Origin of the sequence: Pseudovibrio sp. Ad13 (assembly GCF_001623225.1) — a bacterium.
Lineage (GTDB): Bacteria > Pseudomonadota > Alphaproteobacteria > Rhizobiales > Stappiaceae > Pseudovibrio.
In genome coordinates this window covers 128312-148602 of record NZ_LMCC01000001.1, presented here as the reverse complement: position 1 = coordinate 148602, position 20291 = coordinate 128312, and the positions used below count along the sequence as shown (strand labels likewise).

Below are 20291 nucleotides of genomic sequence, written 5' to 3'. Positions count from 1 at the left end.
CCTTTCAGGCGTCTGTCAACTCTTTTGCTTTGGTCATCTGGTTGCGCTTTGCCAGTGTACGCAAACGCAGAGCGTTAAGGCGGATGAAGCCTGCAGCGTCTTTCTGGTCGTAAGCGCCGTGGTCATCTTCGAAGGTCACCAGCTCTTCTGAGTAGAGAGAGTAAGGGGACGCACGACCAACAACGATAACGTTGCCTTTGTAGAGCTTCAGTTTAACCGTACCGGTCACGAACTCCTGAGACTTGTCGATCATCGCCTGCAGCATCTCACGGTCTGGGGAGAACCAGAAGCCGTTGTAGATGAGCTTTGCGTAGCGTGGCATCAACTCGTCTTTGAGGTGAGCAGCGTCACGGTCCAGCGTGATGGATTCCATCGCACGGTGTGCTGACAGGAGGATTGTTCCGCCTGGTGTCTCATAGATGCCGCGGGACTTCATGCCAACGAAACGGTTTTCTACCAGATCGAGGCGGCCAATGCCATTGTCGCGACCGTAATCGTTCAGCTTGGCAAACAGAGTTGCCGGAGACATGTGTACGCCATTGATGGAGCACGCATCGCCTTTTTCGAAGCCGATTTCGATTTCGGTGACTTCGTCCGGCGCGCTGAGCGGGTCAACGGTGCGCTGGAAGACATACTCTGGTGCTTCTTCATTCGGATCTTCCAGAACTTTACCTTCGGAAGAGGAGTGAAGCATGTTTGCGTCAACGGAGAACGGTGCTTCGCCGCGCTTGTCCTTTGGTACCGGGATCTGATGCTGTTCTGCGAACTCGATCAGGTCAGTACGGGACTTCAGCGTCCAGTCACGCCAAGGTGCGATCACCTTGATGTCTGGGTTCAGTGCGTAGCATGCCAGCTCGAAGCGTACCTGGTCGTTGCCTTTACCGGTTGCGCCGTGCGCAACTGCGTCAGCGCCGGTTTCTTCAGCGATCTCGATAAGACGCTTGGAAATGAGCGGACGGGCGATAGAGGTGCCGAGGAGGTAAACGCCTTCGTAAACTGCGTTGGCCCGGAACATTGGGAACACGAAGTCCCGAATGAATTCCTCACGGAGATCATCAATGTAGATTTCTCGAATACCAAGCAGTTCAGCTTTTCGTCGTGCTGGCTCTAACTCTTCGCCCTGACCTAAGTCAGCAGTAAAAGTTACAACTTCGCAGCCGTATTCCGCCTGCAACCACTTGAGAATAATCGAGGTGTCGAGCCCGCCAGAATAGGCAAGCACAACCTTTTTGATGTCGCCTTGGGCCATAGATTAGCTTCCAAATGTGTGTTCGGGCGCATAAAGCGCCTATGCTGGGCAATCTACCGAGGGGAGCCAGCAACGCAAGTGGTGATTGAGGATTGAGTGCTGAGTTATTAATCGGGATAGTTGAGCTACTTACAGGTGTTCATGATAATTGGGTGAGTAGAAGCTGATGTGGGGTTCAGCTATCGGGTATGTAAGTTTTTGATAACGCAAAGATAATGACTGCTACGTTGTGCTTTGATGCCATAAAATTTGCACGTCTTGGGTGTGAGCCGTGAGTTGCTAAACTGCATGATCTCTCAACTGTATCTGCGGAAAAACCATAGAGTTTATGCGCAGAAAAATTTTCCAGAGTCCTGCAATTAACCAACAAGTCTCTGTATCTACGAGGATTTCCGGGCAGGTCTTATGCGTCTTTTGTCTAAAATTGCGGGCAGATTTCTTTGAGATTTGGTCAAGATTAGCGAGGCTTTTATTGCGCGATTCGATGACTTTGGCTCAAGGATTCCAGTCTGGTGGTGCCAGCTCGAAGCCATTGAAGAGGAATCCTGGAGCAACTGTGCAACCGACCAATGTCCACTCGCCAAGGCTTCGTGCGGACTGCCATGCATGGCGAGGTACGATACCTTGAGGGCGTTGGCCGTTTAATACAGCCATGCCGAGGATGATGTCGTTTTGGCTGCCTTCTTCGGAGCTGATGGAAAGGCAGAGCGGGGCGCCGCCGTAGTAGTGCCATGTCTCAATTGCATCGATCCGGTGCCAGTGAGATTTTTGACCCTTCTTGAGGAGATAATAGATTGCCGTTGAATAGCCGCGCCCTTCTGGGCCTTCTGTATCCCGGAAGGTTTCGGTGTAGTAGCCGCCTTCCGGATGCTCTTTCATTTGCAGTTCAGCGATGATTTCTTCAGCGGTTGCTGAGGAGGTGATCTGGTCGAGCTGCATCAGAAGTTGTCCTTGCGGCGGCGTATTTCTGTAAATATATCAACTGGTTCAGCGTTGACCATGTTGAGGTTTTTCTGGACGAGAGGATCTCGGACTCTCAAAAACGGATTGGTTGAAAGCTCGGCTGCCATAGAGGTTGGCAGGGTTGGGCGACCGACTTCACGGAGCGCTTCGATGCGTTTTGTCCGTTCCTGCAATGCTTGATTGTTTGGGTCGATCGTGAGAGCGAATTTGGCGTTGGCCAACGTGTACTCGTGACCGCAATAGATCCTTGTTTCGGGTGGTAATGTGTTTGCCAGGTGGCTTAGAGAGGCCCACATCATTTCGGGATCTCCTTCGAAAACGCGGCCGCAACCGAGAGCGAAGAGTGTGTCGCCTGTGTGAGCAATGCCTGCCTCCTGAAACCACCAGGAGATATGGTCAAGTGTATGGCCCGGAGTACCTATGGCTTTGACTGCAATTGGGCCGACGAGAATGTCATCTCCGTCCTCCACAAAACGGTTCATGCCTGTGATGTGTTGGCGGGAGCGCTCTGGCCCGGTTACTTTTGCGCCTGTCTTCTCAACGAGTTCAGCCATTCCGCCGATATGGTCCCAATGATGGTGTGTGATGAGAATGTCGGTCAGGTTCCATCCGGTTTCTTCCAGAACCTGTAAGTAGGGGGCTGCTTCTGGAACATCAATTGCAACTGTACAGCCACTGTCGGGGTGGTGAACGAGAACGCCGAAATTATCTTTCAGACAAACAAACTGCCGGACTTCAACTTCAATCATCAACCAGCTCCCAAGCATACAGTATATCTTTATGAGATCATGAGAGGACAAGCTGTCAAATTCAACTGCAAACTCACAAAACTCTGGGTGTGGTTGATTTAAGCTTGCAAATCGTCAGGAAGAAGCGTTGCGCCCAGGGCTCTGGCACCCCATGATAAGGGAAGGCAACGCGCGGAGAACCAGTTGTATCTTGATGTTACTCACTTAAAAGAGTTCTACGACCTGCCACTTGGACGGATGCTTCGGGTGTTGGTTGGGAGCCGCGTGAAAATGCTTTGGCCAGAAATGCATGGTCAGAGTTTGCTGGGTATTGGCTATGCTGCTCCTTATCTGAGGCCTTACCTGAAGAAGACCAATCGTGTGTTTGCCGGAATGCCTGCTGCGCAAGGCGTGGTGAAGTGGCCGCGTGAAATTGAAGTGCCAAACAAAGCCTTCCTGATGGAAGATAGTCAGTTGCCGTTTCCAGATTCTTGCATTGACCGCATCTTACTTGTGCATTCTTTGGAGATGGCAGGGCAACCGGGGGCGTTGTTGGATGAAGTCTACCGGGTCTTGTCTCCGGGTGGACGGGTGATTGTGATTGTTCCCAATCGACGTGGTGCGTGGGCACGATCAGAGGTTTCACCGTTCGGGTATGGTCGTCCTTATTCAAGACCGCAGCTCGATAACTTTCTGAGCAATCATCACCTTTCAGTTGTGTCGCGGGAAGAGGCGCTGTTTGTGCCACCGACAAACTCGAGAATGGTTTTGAAGAATGCGCGTAGTTTTGAGCGTTTAGGGGCGGTGGCCTGGTCTGCGTTTGCGGGGTTGCTGGTCACTGAAGCTGAGAAGCAGGTGTACCGTGGTATTCCGATGAAAGCGAGCCACGTGACGCGGGTCTTGCGGCCCGTCTTTCTGCCTAATGGGAAGACTGCCGGTGCGCAGGCGATGAACGGGCACAGTCGCCAGCAAGAAGGAACCTTCGCCAACGAGGGCGAAAGCTGAGTTCTGATTACTTCCGCTCCAGAAGGAAGACGGCCTGATCGCCGATCAGGTTCCAGACCCACCATGGTGCATTGAACCCGATGCGCTGACCTCTGGCATCAAGTGCTTCCGCCTTGATGACTTTAGCATGGACCTCTTCAGAGAGAGCAACAAAGTCACGGATCGTGCAGAAGTGGATGTTTGGTGTGTCGTACCACTCGTAAGGCAGATAGTCGGTGACGGGCATTCTGCCTTTGAAGAGCAGCTGCATACGGTTGCGCCAGTGGCCGAAATTCGGGAAGGACACGACGACTTTCTTACCGATGCGCAGTAACTGCTCAAGAACCTGTTTTGGGTCCATTGTCGCCTGAAGCGTATGGCTTAGAATTGCGTAATCAAAAGCGTCGTCCGGGTAGGCTGCAAGATCGTTGTCTGCATCGCCTTGCACAACTGAGAGCCCGCGGGCAACGGCTTCATTCACGCCTTTTTGTGAGGTGTCGAAGCCACGGCCATCAACGCCGCGTGTATCGATCAGCAGTTCCAGAAGTTCACCAGTGCCGCAACCGATGTCCAGAACGCGTGAGCCGGATGCTACAAAATCGCAGAGAATTCGGTGATCGCCGCGTACATTACTCAAATCATGTTTTGTCATAATGAATCTGCTTTCTGATGAAGCTTACTGCTCAGTGTTACGGTCAATCACCATTTCCCGGTGCGGAAATACCTCTGGCTTTTGCTGCTCCTGTCAGGAAGCCACGCATTGTTTTGAACAGTTCAGGTTCATCAAGAAGGAATGCATCGTGTCCGCGTGAGCTCTCGATTTCAACAAAGGAGACGTTTGCTCCAGCTGCGTTGAGAGCTCGCACAATGTCTTTGCTTTCCGAGGTTGGGAAAAGCCAGTCCGTTGTAAAAGACATGACGCAGAAACGGGTTGTACTATGCAAGAATGCGTTTGCAAGCTTGCCGCCATGGGCTGCCGCGAGATCAAAGTAATCCATCGCGCGGGTTACATAGAGATACGAGTTTGCGTCGAAGCGATCGACAAAAGTCATGCCCTGATGGCGCAGATAACTTTCGATCTGGAAATCTGCATCGAAGCCAAAAGTGATGGCTGAGCGGTCTTGCAGGTTGCGGCCAAACTTGCTGTGCAGGCTTTCATCAGACATGTAGGTGATGTGCGCTGCCATGCGGGCAACTGACAGTCCCTTCATAGGGCGCTTGCCTTCTTTGGCATATTGTCCATGGCACCAGTCTGGATCCGCCATGACAGCCTGACGGCCTACCTCATGGAAGGCAATGTTCTGGCTGGAGTGGCGTGGGCCTGCAGCGATTGGGACAGCTGCAAATACTTTTTCTGGATAGGCAGATGCCCATTGCAGAACTTGCATGCCGCCCATGGAGCCGCCGACAACTGCGAAAAGAGTTTCGATACCGAGCGCTTCAACCAGCTTTGCCTGGGAGCGCACCATATCGCCGATTGTGACGACAGGCAGATCGAGCCCGTAAACCTCATTGGTTTCCGGATTGGTACATGCAGGACCAGTGGTGCCGAGGCAGCCGCCGAGCACGTTTGCACAGATGACGAAGTATTTGTCGGTGTCTACTGGCTGACCAGGACCAACCATCATGGACCACCAGCCGGGCTTGCCGGTTACGGGGTTCTCAGAGGCAACGTATTGATCACCGGTGAGGGCGTGGCACACAAGAATGGCGTTGGTCTTGTCTTCATTCAGCTCGCCATAGGTCTCATAAGCAATCTGCCAAGGGGCGAGTTCTGTACCTTCATCAAGCCGGAGAGGATTGTCTGAACCAAATCGCATGAGCTTGCTGGCAGGCATATCCATCTGTGCCGCTGCAACACTGGCTTGTGTTGAGGGTGAGATATTCGGAGTCTTCTCCGGTTTTGCGCTGGCAGTCTCAGTCATGTTTTCTTCCGCGGTGTTGTGAAGGCGAATTGGGTGTTCCTCTAAAGGATTGCAAGAGAGTTTTTGCTAGGTGCCAATTGGCAGTGTGTCAACGTTTTCTTTTGCTTTCACCGTCGTTGTTTCCTATGAATTTACATAGGTTCTGTTCAATAATTCGAGTGGGTTAGTGCAATGTCTGGGTCTTCATCAGTTTCGGATTCAAAAATGAGCTTGTCTCAAGTCCGCGATAAACTAGATGAAGTTGATGATAAATTGCATGCCTTGCTTATGGAGCGTGCTGACCTGATTGAGCATATTGTTGCGGCAAAAGCTGAACAAGGTTCTATGCATGCTGTTTTTAGGCCCTCTCGTGAAGCAGATATTATGCGGCGGTTGGTTGAGAACCATCGCGGCGTTCTGCCTATTATGTCATTGGAACATATTTGGCGTGAGATAATCTCTTCGCTCACAAATGCCCAGACAACTTATCGTGTACATCTTGATGGAAGTGCAGATCGACTCGCAATGAGTGAGCTGACACGCTTCTATTTTGGTTACGCCATTGAACAGCAACGCGAGATAGACCCCTCTGCTGTGCTTGCGGCGGTTGATTATTCACAGGTCGATCTTGGTGTGATCGGGTTAGAAGAGCGTGCAGAAACGCCTTGGTGGCGTGGCATGGGTGCCCGGGATGATGGCACCGATGGTCCCTCGATTATTGCACGGCTTCCGTTTTTGGTTGTTCAGGACAGGCCTGCTGACCTGCCTGCTGTTGTGGTTGCGGCTCAAACTGCTGAAACTGAGAAGCCGGATATTTGTGTTTACGATGTGCGCTGGACGGGAGCTATACCGAGCTCATTGATGCACAAAGGTATAGAAGTGTTGAGTTTTTATCGCAGTTTTGAAGGCGTAGATGCGCTATTAGCTGTTCCGGGGAATATATCCGAGCAGGAGCTGGCGACTTTCTTTGAAGCTGCTGAGGCGACGCCGGATAAACTTAGATATGTCGGTGGATACCCCGCGCCGCTTGACCTAGATGATGAATTTGATAGTGAAGCAGACGCAGTTGGTTAAATTGCGTGTTTTTTGAATAAAGGAATGAGTTGATGGAAGAGCAGGTAGTACGCCCTGTCCCTCGTGCTGGTGTGTTGGCAATTGATCCGTATGTACCCGGTAAGGCGAAGGCAAATGGTGGCCATAAACTACATAAGCTCTCTTCCAATGAATCTCCTTTAGGTGCGAGCCCGAAAGCGCTTGAAGCTTACCGCACCATTTCCGAGCTTCAGTTTTACCCTGATGGAAGCGCTGGTGAACTTCGCACAGCAATTGGTGAAGTATACGGCCTGAACCCAGATCACGTCATTTGTGGCTGTGGCTCCGACGAAGTGCTGAGCCTGCTGGCCTATGCCTATCTGGGTGAAGGCGATGAGGCTATTTATACCACGCACGGCTTCCTTGTTTATAAGATTGCGATCCACGCAGCTGGTGCGACACCTGTTGTTGCCCCAGAAAAAGACCTGAAAACGGATGTGGATGCCATTTTGGAACGCGTGACCGAGAAAACCAAAATGGTTTTTGTGGCCAATCCGAACAATCCGACCGGCACTTATATTCCGTTTGACGAAGTTAAGCGTTTGCACGCCGGATTGCCGAAGACCTGCATTCTGGTTCTCGATGCGGCCTATGCTGAGTATGTGCGCCGGAATGATTATCAGTGCGGTATTGAGCTTGTTGCGAACTCCGAAAACGTTGTTATGACACGGACGTTCTCCAAGGCTTATGGTCTGCCGGCGCTGCGTGTTGGCTGGGCGTATGGTCCTGAGCATATCATTGATGCGCTGGGCCGTATTCGCGGGCCGTTTAACATGAATGCTGCTGCGATTGCAGCTGGCGCTGCTGCTGTGCGTGATCAGGCGTTTATTGAGCAGGCAGTTAGCCACAATAACGAATGGTTGCCGTGGGTAGTTAACGAACTGACCAAACTAGGTCTTGACGTAACGCCAAGTGTCGGCAATTTCATTCTGATCCATTTCCCTGAGGAACAGGGGAAGCGGGCTGTCGATGCGGATGCCTTCCTGCTGGAACGCGGGTGTGTGCTGAGGCAGGTGAAAGCCTATGGATTTGACAATGCCTTGCGCATGTCAATCGGTAGTGAGGAAGCCAACAGAGATGTTGTTGCTGCTCTCTCTGAATTTCTGAAGTAGTTCTAATAGAAGGTCTCCATGTCTGAACCCTTGTTTAGCCGGGTCGCACTGATTGGTATCGGTCTGATCGGCTCATCTCTTTCGCATGTCATGCGCCGCGAAAAGCTGGCGGGTGAAATTGTTATATCCACACGCTCAGAAGTTACTCTGAAGCGTGCGGAAGAGTTGAAACTTGGGGACCGATATTATCTGGACGCAGCAGAAGCCGTAAAAGGGGCAGACCTTGTTATCGTTTGTGTACCGGTTGGTGCATGTGGAGCCGTGGCGAAAACTATTGGCCCTCATTTAGCTGAGGGTGCGATTGTGACTGACGTGGGCTCTGTGAAGGCCTCCGTTATTTCTGCGATGAGGCCGCATATGCCGGACGGCGTGCATTTTATTGCAGGCCATCCGGTTGCTGGTACTGAGTATTCCGGCCCTGATGCTGGTTTTGCCTCTCTTTTTGAGAACCGCTGGTGCATTCTTACTCCAGACAACGACAGTGATGCGGGTGCTACCGCGCGTCTGACAGCCTTCTGGGAGGCCTGTGGCTCTCATGTGGACACCATGGATGCTGAGCACCACGATCTTGTGCTGGCTGTTGTGTCTCACCTACCGCATATCATTGCCTACAACATTGTTGGTACGGCTGATGATCTGGAAACGGTGACCAAGTCAGAAGTGATCAAATACTCGGCTTCCGGTTTCCGTGACTTCACGCGTCTGGCGTCTTCTGATCCGACCATGTGGCGCGATGTGTGCCTGAACAACAAAGAAGCCATTCTTGAAATGCTGTCTCGCTTTTCTGAGGATCTGTCTGCCTTGCAGCGTGCGATCCGGTGGAGTGATGGCGATGCCTTGTTCAAGCTGTTTGCACGGACCAAAGATATTCGCCATCAGCTTGTTGAAGCCGGTCAGGAATCTGCGGCGCCGAACTTTGGTCGTGAGAATGAAAAAGGCGAGCCAGCTGAATAAGATCTCGCTGGTTTTGAAAGAGTTTAGCCCGGGTCAGATTGGTTCTGATCCGGGTTTTCTTTTGAAGGTGTAACCAAGACTGGTCAACTTATCAGTTGGGTAAGCGGTGTTGGTTTACCGAGGTTTCAAGAGTGATTTTGATGTGGCTTCAACGCTGAATACTCTGCGAAAGATTAGAGCGCTTTCAGGAGTTTTTGGATGATGAAGCTGAGTGGATTGGCAGCAGTTGTTGCAGCCGGGTTTGCTGTTGCGAGTTTTGCTGCGATGGCTTCTAAAGAAGATCAGGTGCCCGCTGGGCCGACTGCCGTTGCCATTATGAAAGACGTTGATGGCAAGCAGGTTGGCCGTGTGGTGTTGACTGAGACTTTGAGCCAGACGCTCCATATTACTGCGGCTTTTGATGGCTTGCCTGCTGGTGTGCATGGATTCCATGTTCATGAAACCGGTCTTTGTGAGCCAACTTTCTCGGCTGCAGGTGGTCATTTTGCACCTGAAGGGCATGAGCACGGGATTGAAGTTCCTGATGGTCCGCATGCAGGGGATCTTCCAAATCTTCATGTTCCCGAGAATGGAAAGATTGTCGTCGAGTATTTCTCTGAAATCTTAGACCTGGCTCCTGATGACAAGGACAGCCTCATTGGTGGTCCGGGCAGGGCGTTGATTGTTCATGCTGATCCGGACGACTATCACAGTCAGCCGACTGGTGATGCCGGAGGGCGGATTGCTTGTGGGGTGATTGTACCGATCAAGCAAAATGCAGATAGTTTCCAGAGCTACCCTGAAGAAACGCCTAGTGACGGCAAATAGTTCTAGCATCGCATGGCTTTACCAGCAGTGTTGAAGCATGAGTTCCCGAAAGTTCGGGGGTGAGCAAGGCGAGCAGGCAGTGCCTGCGCATTGTAAGTAAATTAGTTTCTTCGGCATTGGCTGCTCGCCTTGCCCGGGCGTTTTTGTATGAAACAAGATCTCCTCCGAAAGGCATTGGGAGCAGGCACCATCAACGATGCACACACTTGCCAGAAGCAAATGCGATTGTCGGTGATAGCTAAACGCCTGCCAGTGTAGACGCCCATCGGGTGACCAGCTTCCGCTTGGTCCCTGCACTAAAGACTTTCAAGGGGTGTTTCAACGAACCCGCCGGGTGATGCGTTACTTCGCCCGGTAGCCCCGCCCAGCCCACGCCGCACTGATGGTCGGTCCATCAGCTGCCCGAATACGTGAGCACAACACTGAGAATAAGCGGGGTTGAGGGCAGGGGGATAAGTTTTTGAAGTTCTCTGCTCCCTCTAGCCTTGTTTCTTGGGGGCGCCCTCCCGGTTTGATGACATATACAGGAGTGTGTTACCGTAAGGGTAACTTGCCCGTGGGTGTGGGGTACACTTCGGGTTTTGAGTTCGGTTTGGGAGGGCCATCTCAATGGAGTTTTTTGACCCTATAACGTATGCGGTGCCGTTTTTTATCATTCTCATGATTGTAGAAGGTGTGGCTTTAAAGCTGCGTGGGATTGATGGGTATGAAGTCAAGGATACGTTTTTCAGTCTGGCAATGGGGATTGGGAGTCTCATCGCTGGGATCGCACTAGGCACATCCATGTCTTATGCGGCGCACAGTTGGATTTATGGATATCGTCTTATCGAGACTATTCCTATCAACTGGTGGACCATCCTGATCTGCTTTGTGCTCTATGACTTGGCCTATTACTGGAAACACCGCTTTGGCCACGAGTATCGGTGGTTCTGGGCGAGCCATGTCAATCACCATTCTTCTCAGCGGTATAATCTTTCAACGGCACTGCGTCAGACGTGGACGGGGACAATCACGCTGACGTTCATCTTTGGGTTGCCCATAGCGCTTCTCGGATTTCAACCGGAGATGATCTTCTTCGTTGCTGCCTGGAACTTGCTCTACCAGTTTTGGATTCATACTGAGCTGGTTGATCGTATGGGGCCGTTTGAGTGGATCTTTAACACGCCGAGCCATCATCGCGTCCATCATGCGACCAACCCGCGATATCTGGATTCCAACTATGCGGGGACGCTGATTATCTGGGATCGGATGTTCGGGACCTTCAGCCCGGAAGTTGCAGAGGACCCACCGCGCTACGGGATTGGCAAGAACCTTGAGACCAACAACCTGCTGATTGTGGCGTTTCATGAATGGATTGCCATGGTTAAGGATTTGAAGACCGCAAGATCCCTGAGAGATGTCCTCGGCTATATGTTTCGTACACCGGGATGGACGCCTGATAACTCACGAATGACCACCAAGAAGGCCAAAGCGAATTGGAAACGGAAGCAGGCGGTGAAGACAGCTGAACTTGAGGGGCTGGATGAGCAGAAGGTGCAAGAACCTGCTGAGTAACCGTAACTCTATGTAATCGGTACAAAACCCCGGTGCACACGTGTGTCGGGGTTTTTCTTGTTCACGCGGAGTTGAGGCGAGTGCTGTTGACCTGAGGTCGAAACCAACCATAAATAACGGTATCGTTACTTATGGTTGGAGGGAACCATGATTACGGAATCTGGAAATCTATCGGGCACTGGTTCAACAGGTCTTTTGAGCGCGGCTCTTTTGGGCAATGCGATATTCTCTGCCATATGCGGTGTTGTCATGGTGTGGATGCCTCACCGTGTCTCTGCGGCGTTAAACTGGCAGGGCCCCAATCTCTGGCTCTTTGTTGGGCTGGGTTTGCTTGTGTTTGCAGGCGCATTGTTGTGGCAAGGAAAACAGGGCAGGCCTTCGGTAGCATGGGGTACATTGTTCAGTCTTGGTGATTATGGTTGGGTCATCGGAACTGTCTTGCTGGGTATGTTTGTACCAACAGTGATGGGCGGTGATGGCTGGATGATTGCCTGGGGTGTTTCAGCCGTCGTTGCATTGTTTGGTAGCCTTCAGCTCTTAGGAATCGCTCGAATGATGCGAAAAGACCTGGATGCCATTGAGGAATGACTATGAAGCATACCAATCCAGTGCGTACGACCATGCGAGGTAATAGCCGCTCAGATATCTTGAAAGCTGCTTTGCTGGAGTTTATCGACCGTGGTGTTGATGGCGTGCGGATGGAGCATGTAGCAGATCGGGCAGGCTATAATAAAGCACTAGTTTATAAGCACTTTGGGTCCAAAGAGCTGCTGTTTGAAGCTGTTTTAACCGCGCAGTTTCAAGAACGGGAGCAGACGCGCTCCAGTATCTCAGGTGATCTTTCAGAGATGTTGGTAGGCTGGTCTCAAGCCAACAAAGGTGATGCTGATTTCTTCAAGTTACTCATGAGGGAAGCGTTGGATTTTAAAGGTGATCGCCCTGTGCATTCCGACCAGCGGAAAGCTTATTATATGCAACAGATTGCTGTGTTGGCTGACTTGCAAAAAGAGGGGCGGTTGCCGTCAACATTGGAACCACACTACCTGTTTCTGGCGTTGCTTGGGACGCTTTCACTTCCGCAGCTTTTGCCGCAAGTGGCAGAGTTGGTTGTTGGTGACGCACCGGGGGATGAAGAGTTTGAGCAGGGACTAGCTGTGTTTCTGAAGGCCTTTGGGGAGGTCTTATCGCCTAAGTAAAAAGGGAGAGCCGAAGCCCTCCCTTAAATAACTCATCAATGTAAGCGGTCTTAAGACGCTTTGTTTGATGCACGTTCAGCGCGCTTACGGTCATGCGGGCACAGCAGTGCTTTACGCAGACGGATGGATTCTGGGGTTACTTCCACCAGCTCATCTTCAGCGATGTAAGACAGTGCGCCTTCGAGGCTCAGCTTGATTGGGGTGGTCAGCTTAACTGCATCGTCCTTACCGGAAGAACGGATGTTGGTGAGCTGCTTGCCCTTCAGAACGTTCACTTCAAGGTCGTTACCGCGTGTGTGTTCACCAATGATCATGCCCTGGTATACTTTTGTGCCCGGATCAATCATCATTGGGCCACGGTCTTCCAGGTTGAACAATGCGTAAGGAACAGCATCGCCCTGACCGTTGGACAGCAGAACGCCGGTGTTACGACCCATAATTGCGCCTTTGTAAGGTGCATATTCATGGAACACACGGTTGAAGATTGCGGAACCGCGGGTGTCTGACATCAGCTCAGCCTGGTAACCGATAAGGCCACGGGTTGGAGCGTGGAATACCAAACGGGAGCGACCGCCACCGGATGGGCGCATTTCAAGAAGCTCACCTTTGCGTTCGGTGATCTTTTTAACAACAGCCCCCTGGAATTCATCATCAACGTCGATGATAACTTCTTCGATTGGCTCAAGACGCTTACCAGCTTCGTCTTCCTGATAAACAACGCGAGGACGACCTACGCAAAGTTCGAAGCCTTCACGGCGCATGTTTTCGATCAGGATTGCGAGAAGCAATTCACCACGACCGGAAACGATGAAGGAATCTGCTTCTGCAGTTTCTTCGATCTTCAGCGCAACGTTACCTTCAGCTTCCTTCATCAGACGCTCGCGGATAACGCGGGACTGAACTTTGGAGCCTTCCTGACCTGCCAGAGGACCGTCGTTGACGCGGAACATCATGGACAGGGTTGGCGGATCGATTGGCTGTGCCTGAATTGGCTCGCTTACCTGAGGAGCAACGATTGTGTCTGCCACGGTTGCTTTGGTCAGACCAGCGATGGAGACGATGTCGCCTGCTTCGCCTTCTTCAATTGCCTGACGCTCAAGACCACGGAACGCGAGAACCTTGGAGATACGGCCAGTTTCGATCACACTGCCATCACGTGACAGCGCTTTGATCGCCATGTTCGGGGTCGCAACGCCAGATGCGATGCGGCCTGTCAGAATGCGGCCAAGGAACGGATCAGATTCGATTGTTGTTGCGAGGAGACGGAATTCGCCTTCTTCGGATTCTGGCTCTTTTACATGGTCAAGAATCATGTCGAAGAGTGGTGCCATGGATTCTTGTGGGCCGGCAGGCTCAAGAGACATCCATTCTTGCTTGGCGGAACCATATACAACCGGGAAGTCGAGCTGCTCTTCGTTTGCGTCAAGAGCTGCGAACAGGTCGAACACTTCGTCCAGTACTTCGTCAGCGCGCTGCTCTGGCTTGTCGATTTTGTTGATCGCAACGATTGGCTTCAGGCCAAGCTTCAGCGCTTTACCAAGTACGAACTTGGTCTGCGGCATTGGGCCTTCAGCTGCGTCTACGAGCAGTACAACGCCGTCTACCATATGCAGAATGCGCTCTACTTCACCGCCGAAGTCAGCGTGACCTGGTGTGTCAACGATGTTGATGCGTGTGTTGTTCCAGACCAAAGAGGTGTTCTTGGCAAGGATGGTGATGCCGCGTTCACGCTCGATGTCATTGGAGTCCATCATGCGTTCTTCGGTGCGCTGGTTTTCGCGGAAGACGCCGGACTGCTTCAACAAGACGTCAATAAGGGTCGTCTTGCCGTGGTCAACGTGGGCGATGATCGCAATATTGCGAAGTTTCATGGTGGCTCCGTCTGGCCATAGGAAGTCGCGGCGTGTGGGAGGATCATGAGGTGCCCGATCCACGCCATTCCTTCAATCTGGTTTTTCTCTAATGAAAGATGCGCTCTTCTATCCTATTTTTGTGTCAATTCAAACCATCTCGCTAAAAAACTGCTAAGTATTTAGTCGAGCTCACTTTTTTACTGGTGAGCCTGGTTTTTTGAATAGACTTTGCCGGAAAAAGAACGCAATTCAGCATCTGTTTAGCTGATAAGTCATCGTTCGGATATTAGAATATGAGGCTTTCGGTGCAAAAGTGTGCCAGATCACTTACTCTTCATTTATGAAGTTGTAATCATCGACAGATAGCAAACCGGATTTTCTTACCAGTCTGGAGCGTACGTCGACTTCTGCAAGGTCGTAGGCGTGCATCCATTGGCACTCATCGGGGCAGCGACCGACGATATCGTAGTTTTTTCCGGCAGGGATGTAGAACTCTTCGAAGGGCTCCAGATTGATAAACTGGCCGTTGATGCCTATAGACATACCCGAGGTGAGAGCGACAAAGATTTCTTCTGCCTCAGCAAATAAATTTCTCCAGATACGGCCTGGCGTGTCGATTTGGTGGTGAAATGCGTAGCCACGTTCGCGAAAGCTTGCTTGCAGCTCCTGTTTCTGTTGTTCAAGGTGAGACAGTTCAGCTAAAAGCAAGCAATGCTCCTTTAATTTAGACCTTAGGCTAACTAATAAATTATGGGTAAGCACCATCCGAAGACAGTCGCTTGACTACAAAAAGGAATATGGCAATCTAATACCATTCAATATCGCAATATTGGGTATTGCAATCCCCAATATTTACACCAACTTATTCGTGGTGGGTGATTAAAAGACAATAGAATACCCCCTGTGCGCGTAATCCCAAAAGTTGTTGGAAAACCAATGCAATTTGCAACCCAACAGTGGTTAGAAGAATGGTTTGCCCCACTCGCTCAAAGCGAGGGTGTGAGTGCAACCAGACATGAATGTGTCGAAGTGATTCGCATGACAACGGCGACAAAGCCTCGCGCTGTTATGTATTCACCAAGCATTCGTATCGTTTTTCAGGGTCTGGTCAGAGGCCATTTGGGTAGTCAGAGTTTCCTCTATTCCCAGCAAAGCTATGCCGCGCTCGTCTCTCCGATCCCGCTTGAGATTGAGATTGTAGAAGCGTCTCCTGAGAAGCCTCTCTATGCGGTCAATTTGGCGATCGATATCAATGTCTTGGCAGAGTTGATGCTGCTTATCGAGCAAGAGCCTCTCGAGTTTGAGTATGGCGAAACGCTCGGTCGACCAGCGCATCTGTCTGAAGAGGCATTGTTTTCTGTTTGTCGCCTGATGCAGACGCTAAATAGCGAAGAACAAACTAAAATTCTCGCTGATGGGTACTATCGCGAGTTTTTGTACCACGTGCTCAAGTCCGAGTACGGTGCGAGCCTGAGGGTGCTGTTCCAGAATAGTGAGAAGTCTCAAGGGATTGCGCGAGTTCTTCAAGTGTTGCACGAGGATTTCTCAACAAATCTCAGCGTAGACCAAATGGCGAAGATGGCATGTATGAGCATTTCTGCTTTCCATGCTGGCTTTAAAGGTGCCACCGGTCTTTCTCCGCTGCAGTATGTTAAATCGATCCGCTTGCATAAGGCGCGGTCTATGATGCTGAGCCAGAACATGAGCGCCAGTCAGGCTGCTTATCGGGTTGGTTATGCAAGTCCGTCACAGTTCAGCCGTGAGTTCAAGCGGTTCTTTGGCAGCTCTCCAACTCAGGAAGCTGCGAAGTTTCGTGTTTTAGCGTAACGCATAATGTGCTCGCTTATAGGTTTTTGACACGCGCACTCTGAAAGGAGGGCGCGTGTTTTTCGTTGTGCGCTCTACGCAATTTTCCTAGAGTTGCCGCGCATCTGATGATTATCAATAAAACTGGTGAAGCGCATACGGGATAGCTCAGTGCCTTGCCTTGGGGTTCGGGAATGAATAAGGCAACGGGTACACACACAGAGCATAAGCTCTCGGCTGGTCGTACGGCTGTCATCGGCGCGTTGCTGGTGACGATTGGCCCGCTTTCCATGGCGCTTTATACGCCTGCTCTGCCGACTTTGGCGGAGGTGTTTGGGACGACGGCAGCTGTCGCTAAGTTGACACTGACCGTTTATTTTGCAGGCTTCACGCTGGCGCAGCTGTTGTGTGGGCCTCTTTCTGATGCGTTTGGGCGCCGTCCTGTCATTCTCGGGTTCTTCAGCTTGTATTTGCTCGGCAGCCTTTTGGCGTGGCTGGCGCCGAACATTGAAATGCTGCTGCTTGGCCGGCTGATACAAGGGATCGGTGCGTCCAGTGGAATTGCGGTGGCGCGCGCGATTGTGCGAGATCAGTTTTCTGGTGAGGCTGGTGCACGGATTATGAACTTGCTGGCCGTGATGCTGGGGATCGGGCCTGCTATCTCTCCGACAATTGGTGCTTTAACGCTCAGCGCGTTTGGCTGGCAGGCGATCTTTATTCTGATGGTGATCTATGCCGGGTTCATCCTGCTGTTAACGCTCACCGTTTTGCCGGAAACCAATTCCCACCGAGATGTGAAGCTTATTCGTCCGAGACAGATGGCGTCTTCTTATTGGACGCTGCTGAGGTCTTTTGAGTTCATGCAGCCCTCGCTGATCCTCGGATTTACTATTGGCGTAATCTATACGCTCTCGACGGTCTTGCCGTTTGTTTTGATTGAGCGGCTTGGGTTGACGCCTTTGCAATTCGGTATGGGGATGGTGCTTCAATCAGGGTCGTTCTTTGCTGGTGGAGTAGCTACCCGTTTGCTCTTACGGCGGTTCAGTACCGAGGCGCTTCTTGGGCCTGCGCTGATTTTGTGCGGCTTGGGTGGATTGGCGTTGTTTACAGTCACACAGCTCGAATACCTGAGCTTTTTGAGCATCATGATCCCGATTGGTGTGTTTGCTTTTGGCGCTTCAATGGCCCTGCCAGCTCTCTCTATGCGGGGAATGGAGCCGTTTCCCAAGATTGCAGGGGCCGCTTCTGCTTTGATGGGCTTCATGCAAATGGCGGGTGGTTTTCTGGGAAGTTTGGTTACCGCGATTGTTGTGCCTGATCCTGTGACCGCTCTGGGCGTTGTGATGCCAGGCATGGCCTTTCTCGCGTTGTTCCTGTTTGTGTTGCCGGTAAAAAAACGAGACGTGGAAGAACAGTCTGTCAGTCCTTAAAAGCACGCTGATTTGATCACCATGCAGTAAATATCGGCCATATCTTGTAGCAATTAGAAAAGGTCTTTTGATTTTTGCTGGAAACAAAGGCGATGGGAGGCTATGAGGGGCCAGAAATTGGGAGGGAACCCTTATGGCAGAGTTTGATCATGGATTGCTGGAAAGCTCTCAGCGTCCGCTCGTCATGGGCATATTGAATGTAACTCCAGACAGCTTTTCTGATGGCGGCCAGTTTGATGCGCCAGCAGTGGCGTTGGCGTACGCGACTGAAATGCTTGCTGAAGGTGCTGACATCATTGATGTTGGCGGCGAGAGCACACGGCCCGGAGCGACGGTTGTTCAGGAGCAGGATGAGCTGGAGCGTGTTTTGCCGGTTCTTGAGCTGATCAAAGAACTGCCGGTGCTGATTTCCATTGATACCTATAAGGCGAGAGTTGCTGCTGAGGCTTGTAGGGCCGGTGCGCATATCGTGAATGACGTTTGGGGTCTGCAGAAAGACCCTGAGATGGCCAGTGCTGTGGCAGATGCTGGTGTGCCGGTGATTATGATGCATAACCGCACAGAGGTGGATGAGCAGCTGGATATCATGAGTGATATCGACCGCTTTTTTGAGAGATCCCTCAAGCTGGCCTCTGATGCTGGCATACCGGAAGAACATCAGATTCTTGATCCCGGTTTTGGGTTTGGCAAAACTCTTCAGCAGAACTATCAGATCCTGAGCCGGCTCTCAGAACTTCGGAAATTCGGTCGTCCTGTCCTAGCGGGAGCTTCTCGCAAGCGGATGGTTGGATATGTGTTGAATAATGAAGCGCCAGAGCGTATGGCTGGGTCGCTTGCAGTACATACGCTGGCTCTGCAAAACGGAGCACAGATCCTGCGAGTTCATGATGTGAAACCGCACGTGGATGCAGTACGGATCTTCCAGGCGATGAAGGAACTAGGCAGCAGCCAATAATGACACAAGAAAAAATTGTTGCAGCTCTAGGTTTGGGCTCAAATCTTGGCGATACAAAAGCGAATATCGACGGTGCAGTGGCCGCATTGAATGCCGTCGACGGAATCTCAGTTTTGCAGAAATCATCTGATTACCGGACCCCGCCTTGGGGGCCTGTACCGCAGGATGACTACCGCAATTGTTGCATTACCGTGGAGACGGTTCTTTCTCCGCGTGCGCTGTTGAATGCCGGTCTTGATGTTGAGAAGCAGTTGGGCCGTGTGCGTGATGTGCGCTGGGGCCCGCGGACGATTGATATTGATCTTCTGATCTATGATCATGCAAGCGTTGAGGAAGAGGGACTTCAGGTGCCTCATCCGCGCATGGGCGAGCGTGCCTTTGTGCTTATTCCGCTTGCTGAGATCTGGCCGGAGGCGCCGCTGCTGGACGGACGAACCGCCGCAGAAGCGTTGGAAACCTGCGGAGAGAAAGAAGGCATCTACAAGCTGTAGATGCCTTGTCTTTGATCAGGCCGTTTTCATTCTGGCGACAAGATTATCTTTCAGTACCAGTTGATGATACAGCGCTGCGATGACGTGCAGCGCAAATGATGCAAGCAAGATCGGGGCTGCGTAGCCATGGATTGCGGCTGGCGGGATGGTGATGTTTTCTGGCCAGGCTTGCCAGTCTCCTGCCATCGCAAGTTCCATGAGGCCTGCAAACAGAGACATGCTCATGCCGGAGATGACCAGAGCCAGGGGCGCGAGGTAGAGGAGCAAGTGGACCAGCTTGGATAAGCTGATCATGACGATGCCCCAATTGGGATCTGGTTTTGGACGTGCATGCTTGATCAACAGGACGATGCGATAGACCAGGAACAGGCCTGTCAGAGCGCCTAGCCCTGCATGTGCCATGAAGATATTGAGCTTTTCAGGCGAGATTGCGCTTCCTTCGAGAACTTTTCCCAAAATGAACACAGCAATGATGGTGACGGCGAACAACCAATGAAGGATGATTGTCGGGCGGCTATATTTTTGTGGTGATGACATTGGGCTTACCTTTGGCGATAGGAATGTAGTTATTTTAGTTTACATGTAAATTAGATGTCAATAATATAATGAGATCAAAATATTCAGGAATTCGATGACCGAGACCCCCTCATATCTGCCCTCTATGGGGCGACTGCTGAACACCTTGTCTGAAGCAGCTTGCAACTTGGCTGAGGACTACTTACGTCCGCACGATATTTCTCTGGCGCAGTGGGTCGTGCTTTCTGCATTGTGGCGGCAAGATGGACTGAACGTCTCGGAGCTTTCGGAGTATTCAAGCAAGAAGACAGCTGCGCTTTCTCGTTTGCTGGACCGCATGGAGAGCAAGGGGCTGGTCAGTCGTAGTGCTGTTGAGGATGACAAGCGGTCGGTAAAAATCCATCTCACGGAGAAAGGGCGGGGACTGTCTCATCTGATTGATATGTACAAGCATGTGAATGGGATTTTGCTGTCAGATTTGACCGAAACTGAGAAGGAACAGTTGCTCCCAATGCTGGAGCGTATGCTCAAAAGCGTTCGGGTAAAATCCAGAAAGTCGTGAAATCTGAACCTGATGCTAGCGTTCTCTGTCAAAACAGCAGGGGCCTTCGAAAAGAAAATTCATAGAATTTGCATTTTGCTCTTGAAGCTATAGCGACTAGAGGTCTTATCTTCTCTTGCAATGAAGAAATTGCAT

Annotated in this window: 21 protein-coding genes; 13 read left to right on the top strand and 8 right to left on the bottom strand. The window is 51.4% G+C overall.

Going from position 1 to position 20291, the window contains the following annotated elements:
- Positions 1-4: 4 nt before the first annotated feature.
- The 3 genes from PsAD13_RS00740 to gloB form a co-directional block, all read right to left on the bottom strand.
- Entirely contained in the window at positions 5-1249 is a 1245-nt protein-coding gene (locus tag PsAD13_RS00740) for an argininosuccinate synthase (RefSeq protein ID WP_057460762.1), read from the bottom strand.
- Positions 1250-1744: 495 nt separating this feature from the next.
- Entirely contained in the window at positions 1745-2188 is a 444-nt protein-coding gene (locus PsAD13_RS00735; protein WP_063317013.1) for a cupin domain-containing protein, read from the bottom strand.
- Complete coding sequence (gene gloB / locus PsAD13_RS00730; protein WP_208980725.1) at positions 2188-2958, bottom strand: hydroxyacylglutathione hydrolase; 771 nt, start codon at positions 2956-2958, stop codon at positions 2188-2190. The genes PsAD13_RS00735 and gloB overlap by 1 nt, the downstream gene beginning before the upstream one ends.
- Positions 2959-3144: 186 nt before the next feature.
- On the opposite strand from gloB, the gene PsAD13_RS00725 reads away from it, so the two are divergent.
- Entirely contained in the window at positions 3145-3945 is an 801-nt protein-coding gene (locus tag PsAD13_RS00725; protein ID WP_063317012.1) for a class I SAM-dependent methyltransferase, read from the top strand.
- 7 nt (positions 3946-3952) lie between these two features.
- On the opposite strand, the gene metW is transcribed toward PsAD13_RS00725, so the two are convergent.
- Both metW and PsAD13_RS00715 read right to left on the bottom strand, forming a co-directional pair.
- Complete coding sequence (metW, locus tag PsAD13_RS00720) at positions 3953-4576, bottom strand: methionine biosynthesis protein MetW (protein WP_063286126.1); 624 nt, start codon at positions 4574-4576, stop codon at positions 3953-3955.
- A 43-nt stretch (positions 4577-4619) separates the two neighbouring features.
- The gene (locus tag PsAD13_RS00715) at positions 4620-5768 is read right to left on the bottom strand and encodes a homoserine O-acetyltransferase (protein WP_063317029.1); all 1149 of its coding nucleotides are present in this window, start codon (positions 5766-5768) and stop codon (positions 4620-4622) included.
- A gap of 285 nt (positions 5769-6053) precedes the next feature.
- On the opposite strand from PsAD13_RS00715, the gene PsAD13_RS00710 reads away from it, so the two are divergent.
- The 7 genes from PsAD13_RS00710 to PsAD13_RS00680 all read left to right on the top strand — a co-directional run bounded on the left by PsAD13_RS00710 (position 6054) and on the right by PsAD13_RS00680 (position 12543).
- Positions 6054-6902, top strand: a complete 849-nt coding sequence (locus PsAD13_RS00710; protein WP_063291119.1) for a chorismate mutase — start codon at positions 6054-6056, stop codon at positions 6900-6902.
- Positions 6903-6934: 32 nt separating this feature from the next.
- On the top strand, positions 6935-8032 hold the full coding sequence (hisC, locus tag PsAD13_RS00705) for a histidinol-phosphate transaminase (RefSeq protein ID WP_057460757.1): 1098 nt from the start codon (positions 6935-6937) through the stop codon (positions 8030-8032).
- A gap of 18 nt (positions 8033-8050) precedes the next feature.
- On the top strand, positions 8051-8986 hold the full coding sequence (locus PsAD13_RS00700) for a prephenate/arogenate dehydrogenase family protein (protein WP_063303560.1): 936 nt from the start codon (positions 8051-8053) through the stop codon (positions 8984-8986).
- 198 nt (positions 8987-9184) lie between these two features.
- The gene (locus tag PsAD13_RS00695) at positions 9185-9793 is read left to right on the top strand and encodes a superoxide dismutase family protein (RefSeq protein WP_208980712.1); all 609 of its coding nucleotides are present in this window, start codon (positions 9185-9187) and stop codon (positions 9791-9793) included.
- A 609-nt stretch (positions 9794-10402) separates the two neighbouring features.
- On the top strand, positions 10403-11347 hold the full coding sequence (locus PsAD13_RS00690; protein ID WP_063317011.1) for a sterol desaturase family protein: 945 nt from the start codon (positions 10403-10405) through the stop codon (positions 11345-11347).
- 147 nt (positions 11348-11494) lie between these two features.
- Positions 11495-11935: a hypothetical protein gene (locus tag PsAD13_RS00685; RefSeq protein ID WP_063317010.1), complete on the top strand. Its 441-nt coding sequence runs from the start codon at positions 11495-11497 to the stop codon at positions 11933-11935.
- Positions 11936-11937: 2 nt separating this feature from the next.
- On the top strand, positions 11938-12543 hold the full coding sequence (locus tag PsAD13_RS00680) for a TetR/AcrR family transcriptional regulator (protein ID WP_063317009.1): 606 nt from the start codon (positions 11938-11940) through the stop codon (positions 12541-12543).
- A gap of 50 nt (positions 12544-12593) precedes the next feature.
- Here PsAD13_RS00680 and typA read toward each other — a convergent pair whose 3' ends face one another.
- Positions 12594-14414, bottom strand: a complete 1821-nt coding sequence (gene typA / locus PsAD13_RS00675; protein WP_057460772.1) for a translational GTPase TypA — start codon at positions 14412-14414, stop codon at positions 12594-12596.
- Between the two features lie 309 nt (positions 14415-14723).
- Positions 14724-15104 (bottom strand): hypothetical protein, encoded by a 381-nt coding sequence (locus PsAD13_RS00670; RefSeq protein WP_152986549.1) that lies wholly within the window; start codon positions 15102-15104, stop codon positions 14724-14726.
- Between the two features lie 291 nt (positions 15105-15395).
- Here PsAD13_RS00670 and PsAD13_RS00665 point away from each other — a divergent pair, with 291 nt between their 5' ends.
- The 4 genes from PsAD13_RS00665 to folK all read left to right on the top strand — a co-directional run bounded on the left by PsAD13_RS00665 (position 15396) and on the right by folK (position 19078).
- The gene (locus PsAD13_RS00665) at positions 15396-16223 is read left to right on the top strand and encodes an AraC family transcriptional regulator (RefSeq protein ID WP_275078110.1); all 828 of its coding nucleotides are present in this window, start codon (positions 15396-15398) and stop codon (positions 16221-16223) included.
- A gap of 173 nt (positions 16224-16396) precedes the next feature.
- Complete coding sequence (locus PsAD13_RS00660) at positions 16397-17632, top strand: multidrug effflux MFS transporter (RefSeq protein WP_063317008.1); 1236 nt, start codon at positions 16397-16399, stop codon at positions 17630-17632.
- Positions 17633-17765: 133 nt separating this feature from the next.
- Positions 17766-18587: a dihydropteroate synthase gene (folP, locus tag PsAD13_RS00655; RefSeq protein ID WP_063317007.1), complete on the top strand. Its 822-nt coding sequence runs from the start codon at positions 17766-17768 to the stop codon at positions 18585-18587.
- Positions 18587-19078 (top strand): 2-amino-4-hydroxy-6-hydroxymethyldihydropteridine diphosphokinase, encoded by a 492-nt coding sequence (folK, locus tag PsAD13_RS00650; RefSeq protein ID WP_057460749.1) that lies wholly within the window; start codon positions 18587-18589, stop codon positions 19076-19078. The genes folP and folK overlap by 1 nt, the downstream gene beginning before the upstream one ends.
- 15 nt (positions 19079-19093) lie before the next feature.
- Here folK and PsAD13_RS00645 read toward each other — a convergent pair whose 3' ends face one another.
- Positions 19094-19615, bottom strand: coding sequence for a cytochrome b/b6 domain-containing protein (locus PsAD13_RS00645; RefSeq protein ID WP_063286115.1), 522 nt, complete (start codon positions 19613-19615; stop codon positions 19094-19096).
- A gap of 94 nt (positions 19616-19709) precedes the next feature.
- Here PsAD13_RS00645 and PsAD13_RS00640 point away from each other — a divergent pair, with 94 nt between their 5' ends.
- A complete protein-coding gene (locus PsAD13_RS00640; protein WP_063317006.1) occupies positions 19710-20156 on the top strand; it encodes a MarR family transcriptional regulator in 447 nt (148 codons plus the stop codon).
- The last annotated feature ends 135 nt before the right edge of the window (positions 20157-20291 follow it).

Coding starts and splice junctions, on each gene's coding strand:
- PsAD13_RS00740 (WP_057460762.1), bottom strand. CDS start 1,249: ATGGCCCAAGGCGACATCAAAAAGGTTGTGCTTGCCTATTCTGGCGGG.
- PsAD13_RS00735 (WP_063317013.1), bottom strand. CDS start 2,188: ATGCAGCTCGACCAGATCACCTCCTCAGCAACCGCTGAAGAAATCATC.
- metW (WP_063286126.1), bottom strand. CDS start 4,576: ATGACAAAACATGATTTGAGTAATGTACGCGGCGATCACCGAATTCTC.
- PsAD13_RS00715 (WP_063317029.1), bottom strand. CDS start 5,768: ATGGATATGCCTGCCAGCAAGCTCATGCGATTTGGTTCAGACAATCCT.
- PsAD13_RS00710 (WP_063291119.1), top strand. CDS start 6,054: ATGAGCTTGTCTCAAGTCCGCGATAAACTAGATGAAGTTGATGATAAA.
- hisC (WP_057460757.1), top strand. CDS start 6,935: ATGGAAGAGCAGGTAGTACGCCCTGTCCCTCGTGCTGGTGTGTTGGCA.
- PsAD13_RS00700 (WP_063303560.1), top strand. CDS start 8,051: ATGTCTGAACCCTTGTTTAGCCGGGTCGCACTGATTGGTATCGGTCTG.
- PsAD13_RS00695 (WP_208980712.1), top strand. CDS start 9,185: ATGATGAAGCTGAGTGGATTGGCAGCAGTTGTTGCAGCCGGGTTTGCT.
- PsAD13_RS00690 (WP_063317011.1), top strand. CDS start 10,403: ATGGAGTTTTTTGACCCTATAACGTATGCGGTGCCGTTTTTTATCATT.
- PsAD13_RS00685 (WP_063317010.1), top strand. CDS start 11,495: ATGATTACGGAATCTGGAAATCTATCGGGCACTGGTTCAACAGGTCTT.
- PsAD13_RS00680 (WP_063317009.1), top strand. CDS start 11,938: ATGAAGCATACCAATCCAGTGCGTACGACCATGCGAGGTAATAGCCGC.
- typA (WP_057460772.1), bottom strand. CDS start 14,414: ATGAAACTTCGCAATATTGCGATCATCGCCCACGTTGACCACGGCAAG.
- PsAD13_RS00660 (WP_063317008.1), top strand. CDS start 16,397: ATGAATAAGGCAACGGGTACACACACAGAGCATAAGCTCTCGGCTGGT.
- folP (WP_063317007.1), top strand. CDS start 17,766: ATGGCAGAGTTTGATCATGGATTGCTGGAAAGCTCTCAGCGTCCGCTC.
- folK (WP_057460749.1), top strand. CDS start 18,587: ATGACACAAGAAAAAATTGTTGCAGCTCTAGGTTTGGGCTCAAATCTT.
- PsAD13_RS00645 (WP_063286115.1), bottom strand. CDS start 19,615: ATGTCATCACCACAAAAATATAGCCGCCCGACAATCATCCTTCATTGG.
- PsAD13_RS00640 (WP_063317006.1), top strand. CDS start 19,710: ATGACCGAGACCCCCTCATATCTGCCCTCTATGGGGCGACTGCTGAAC.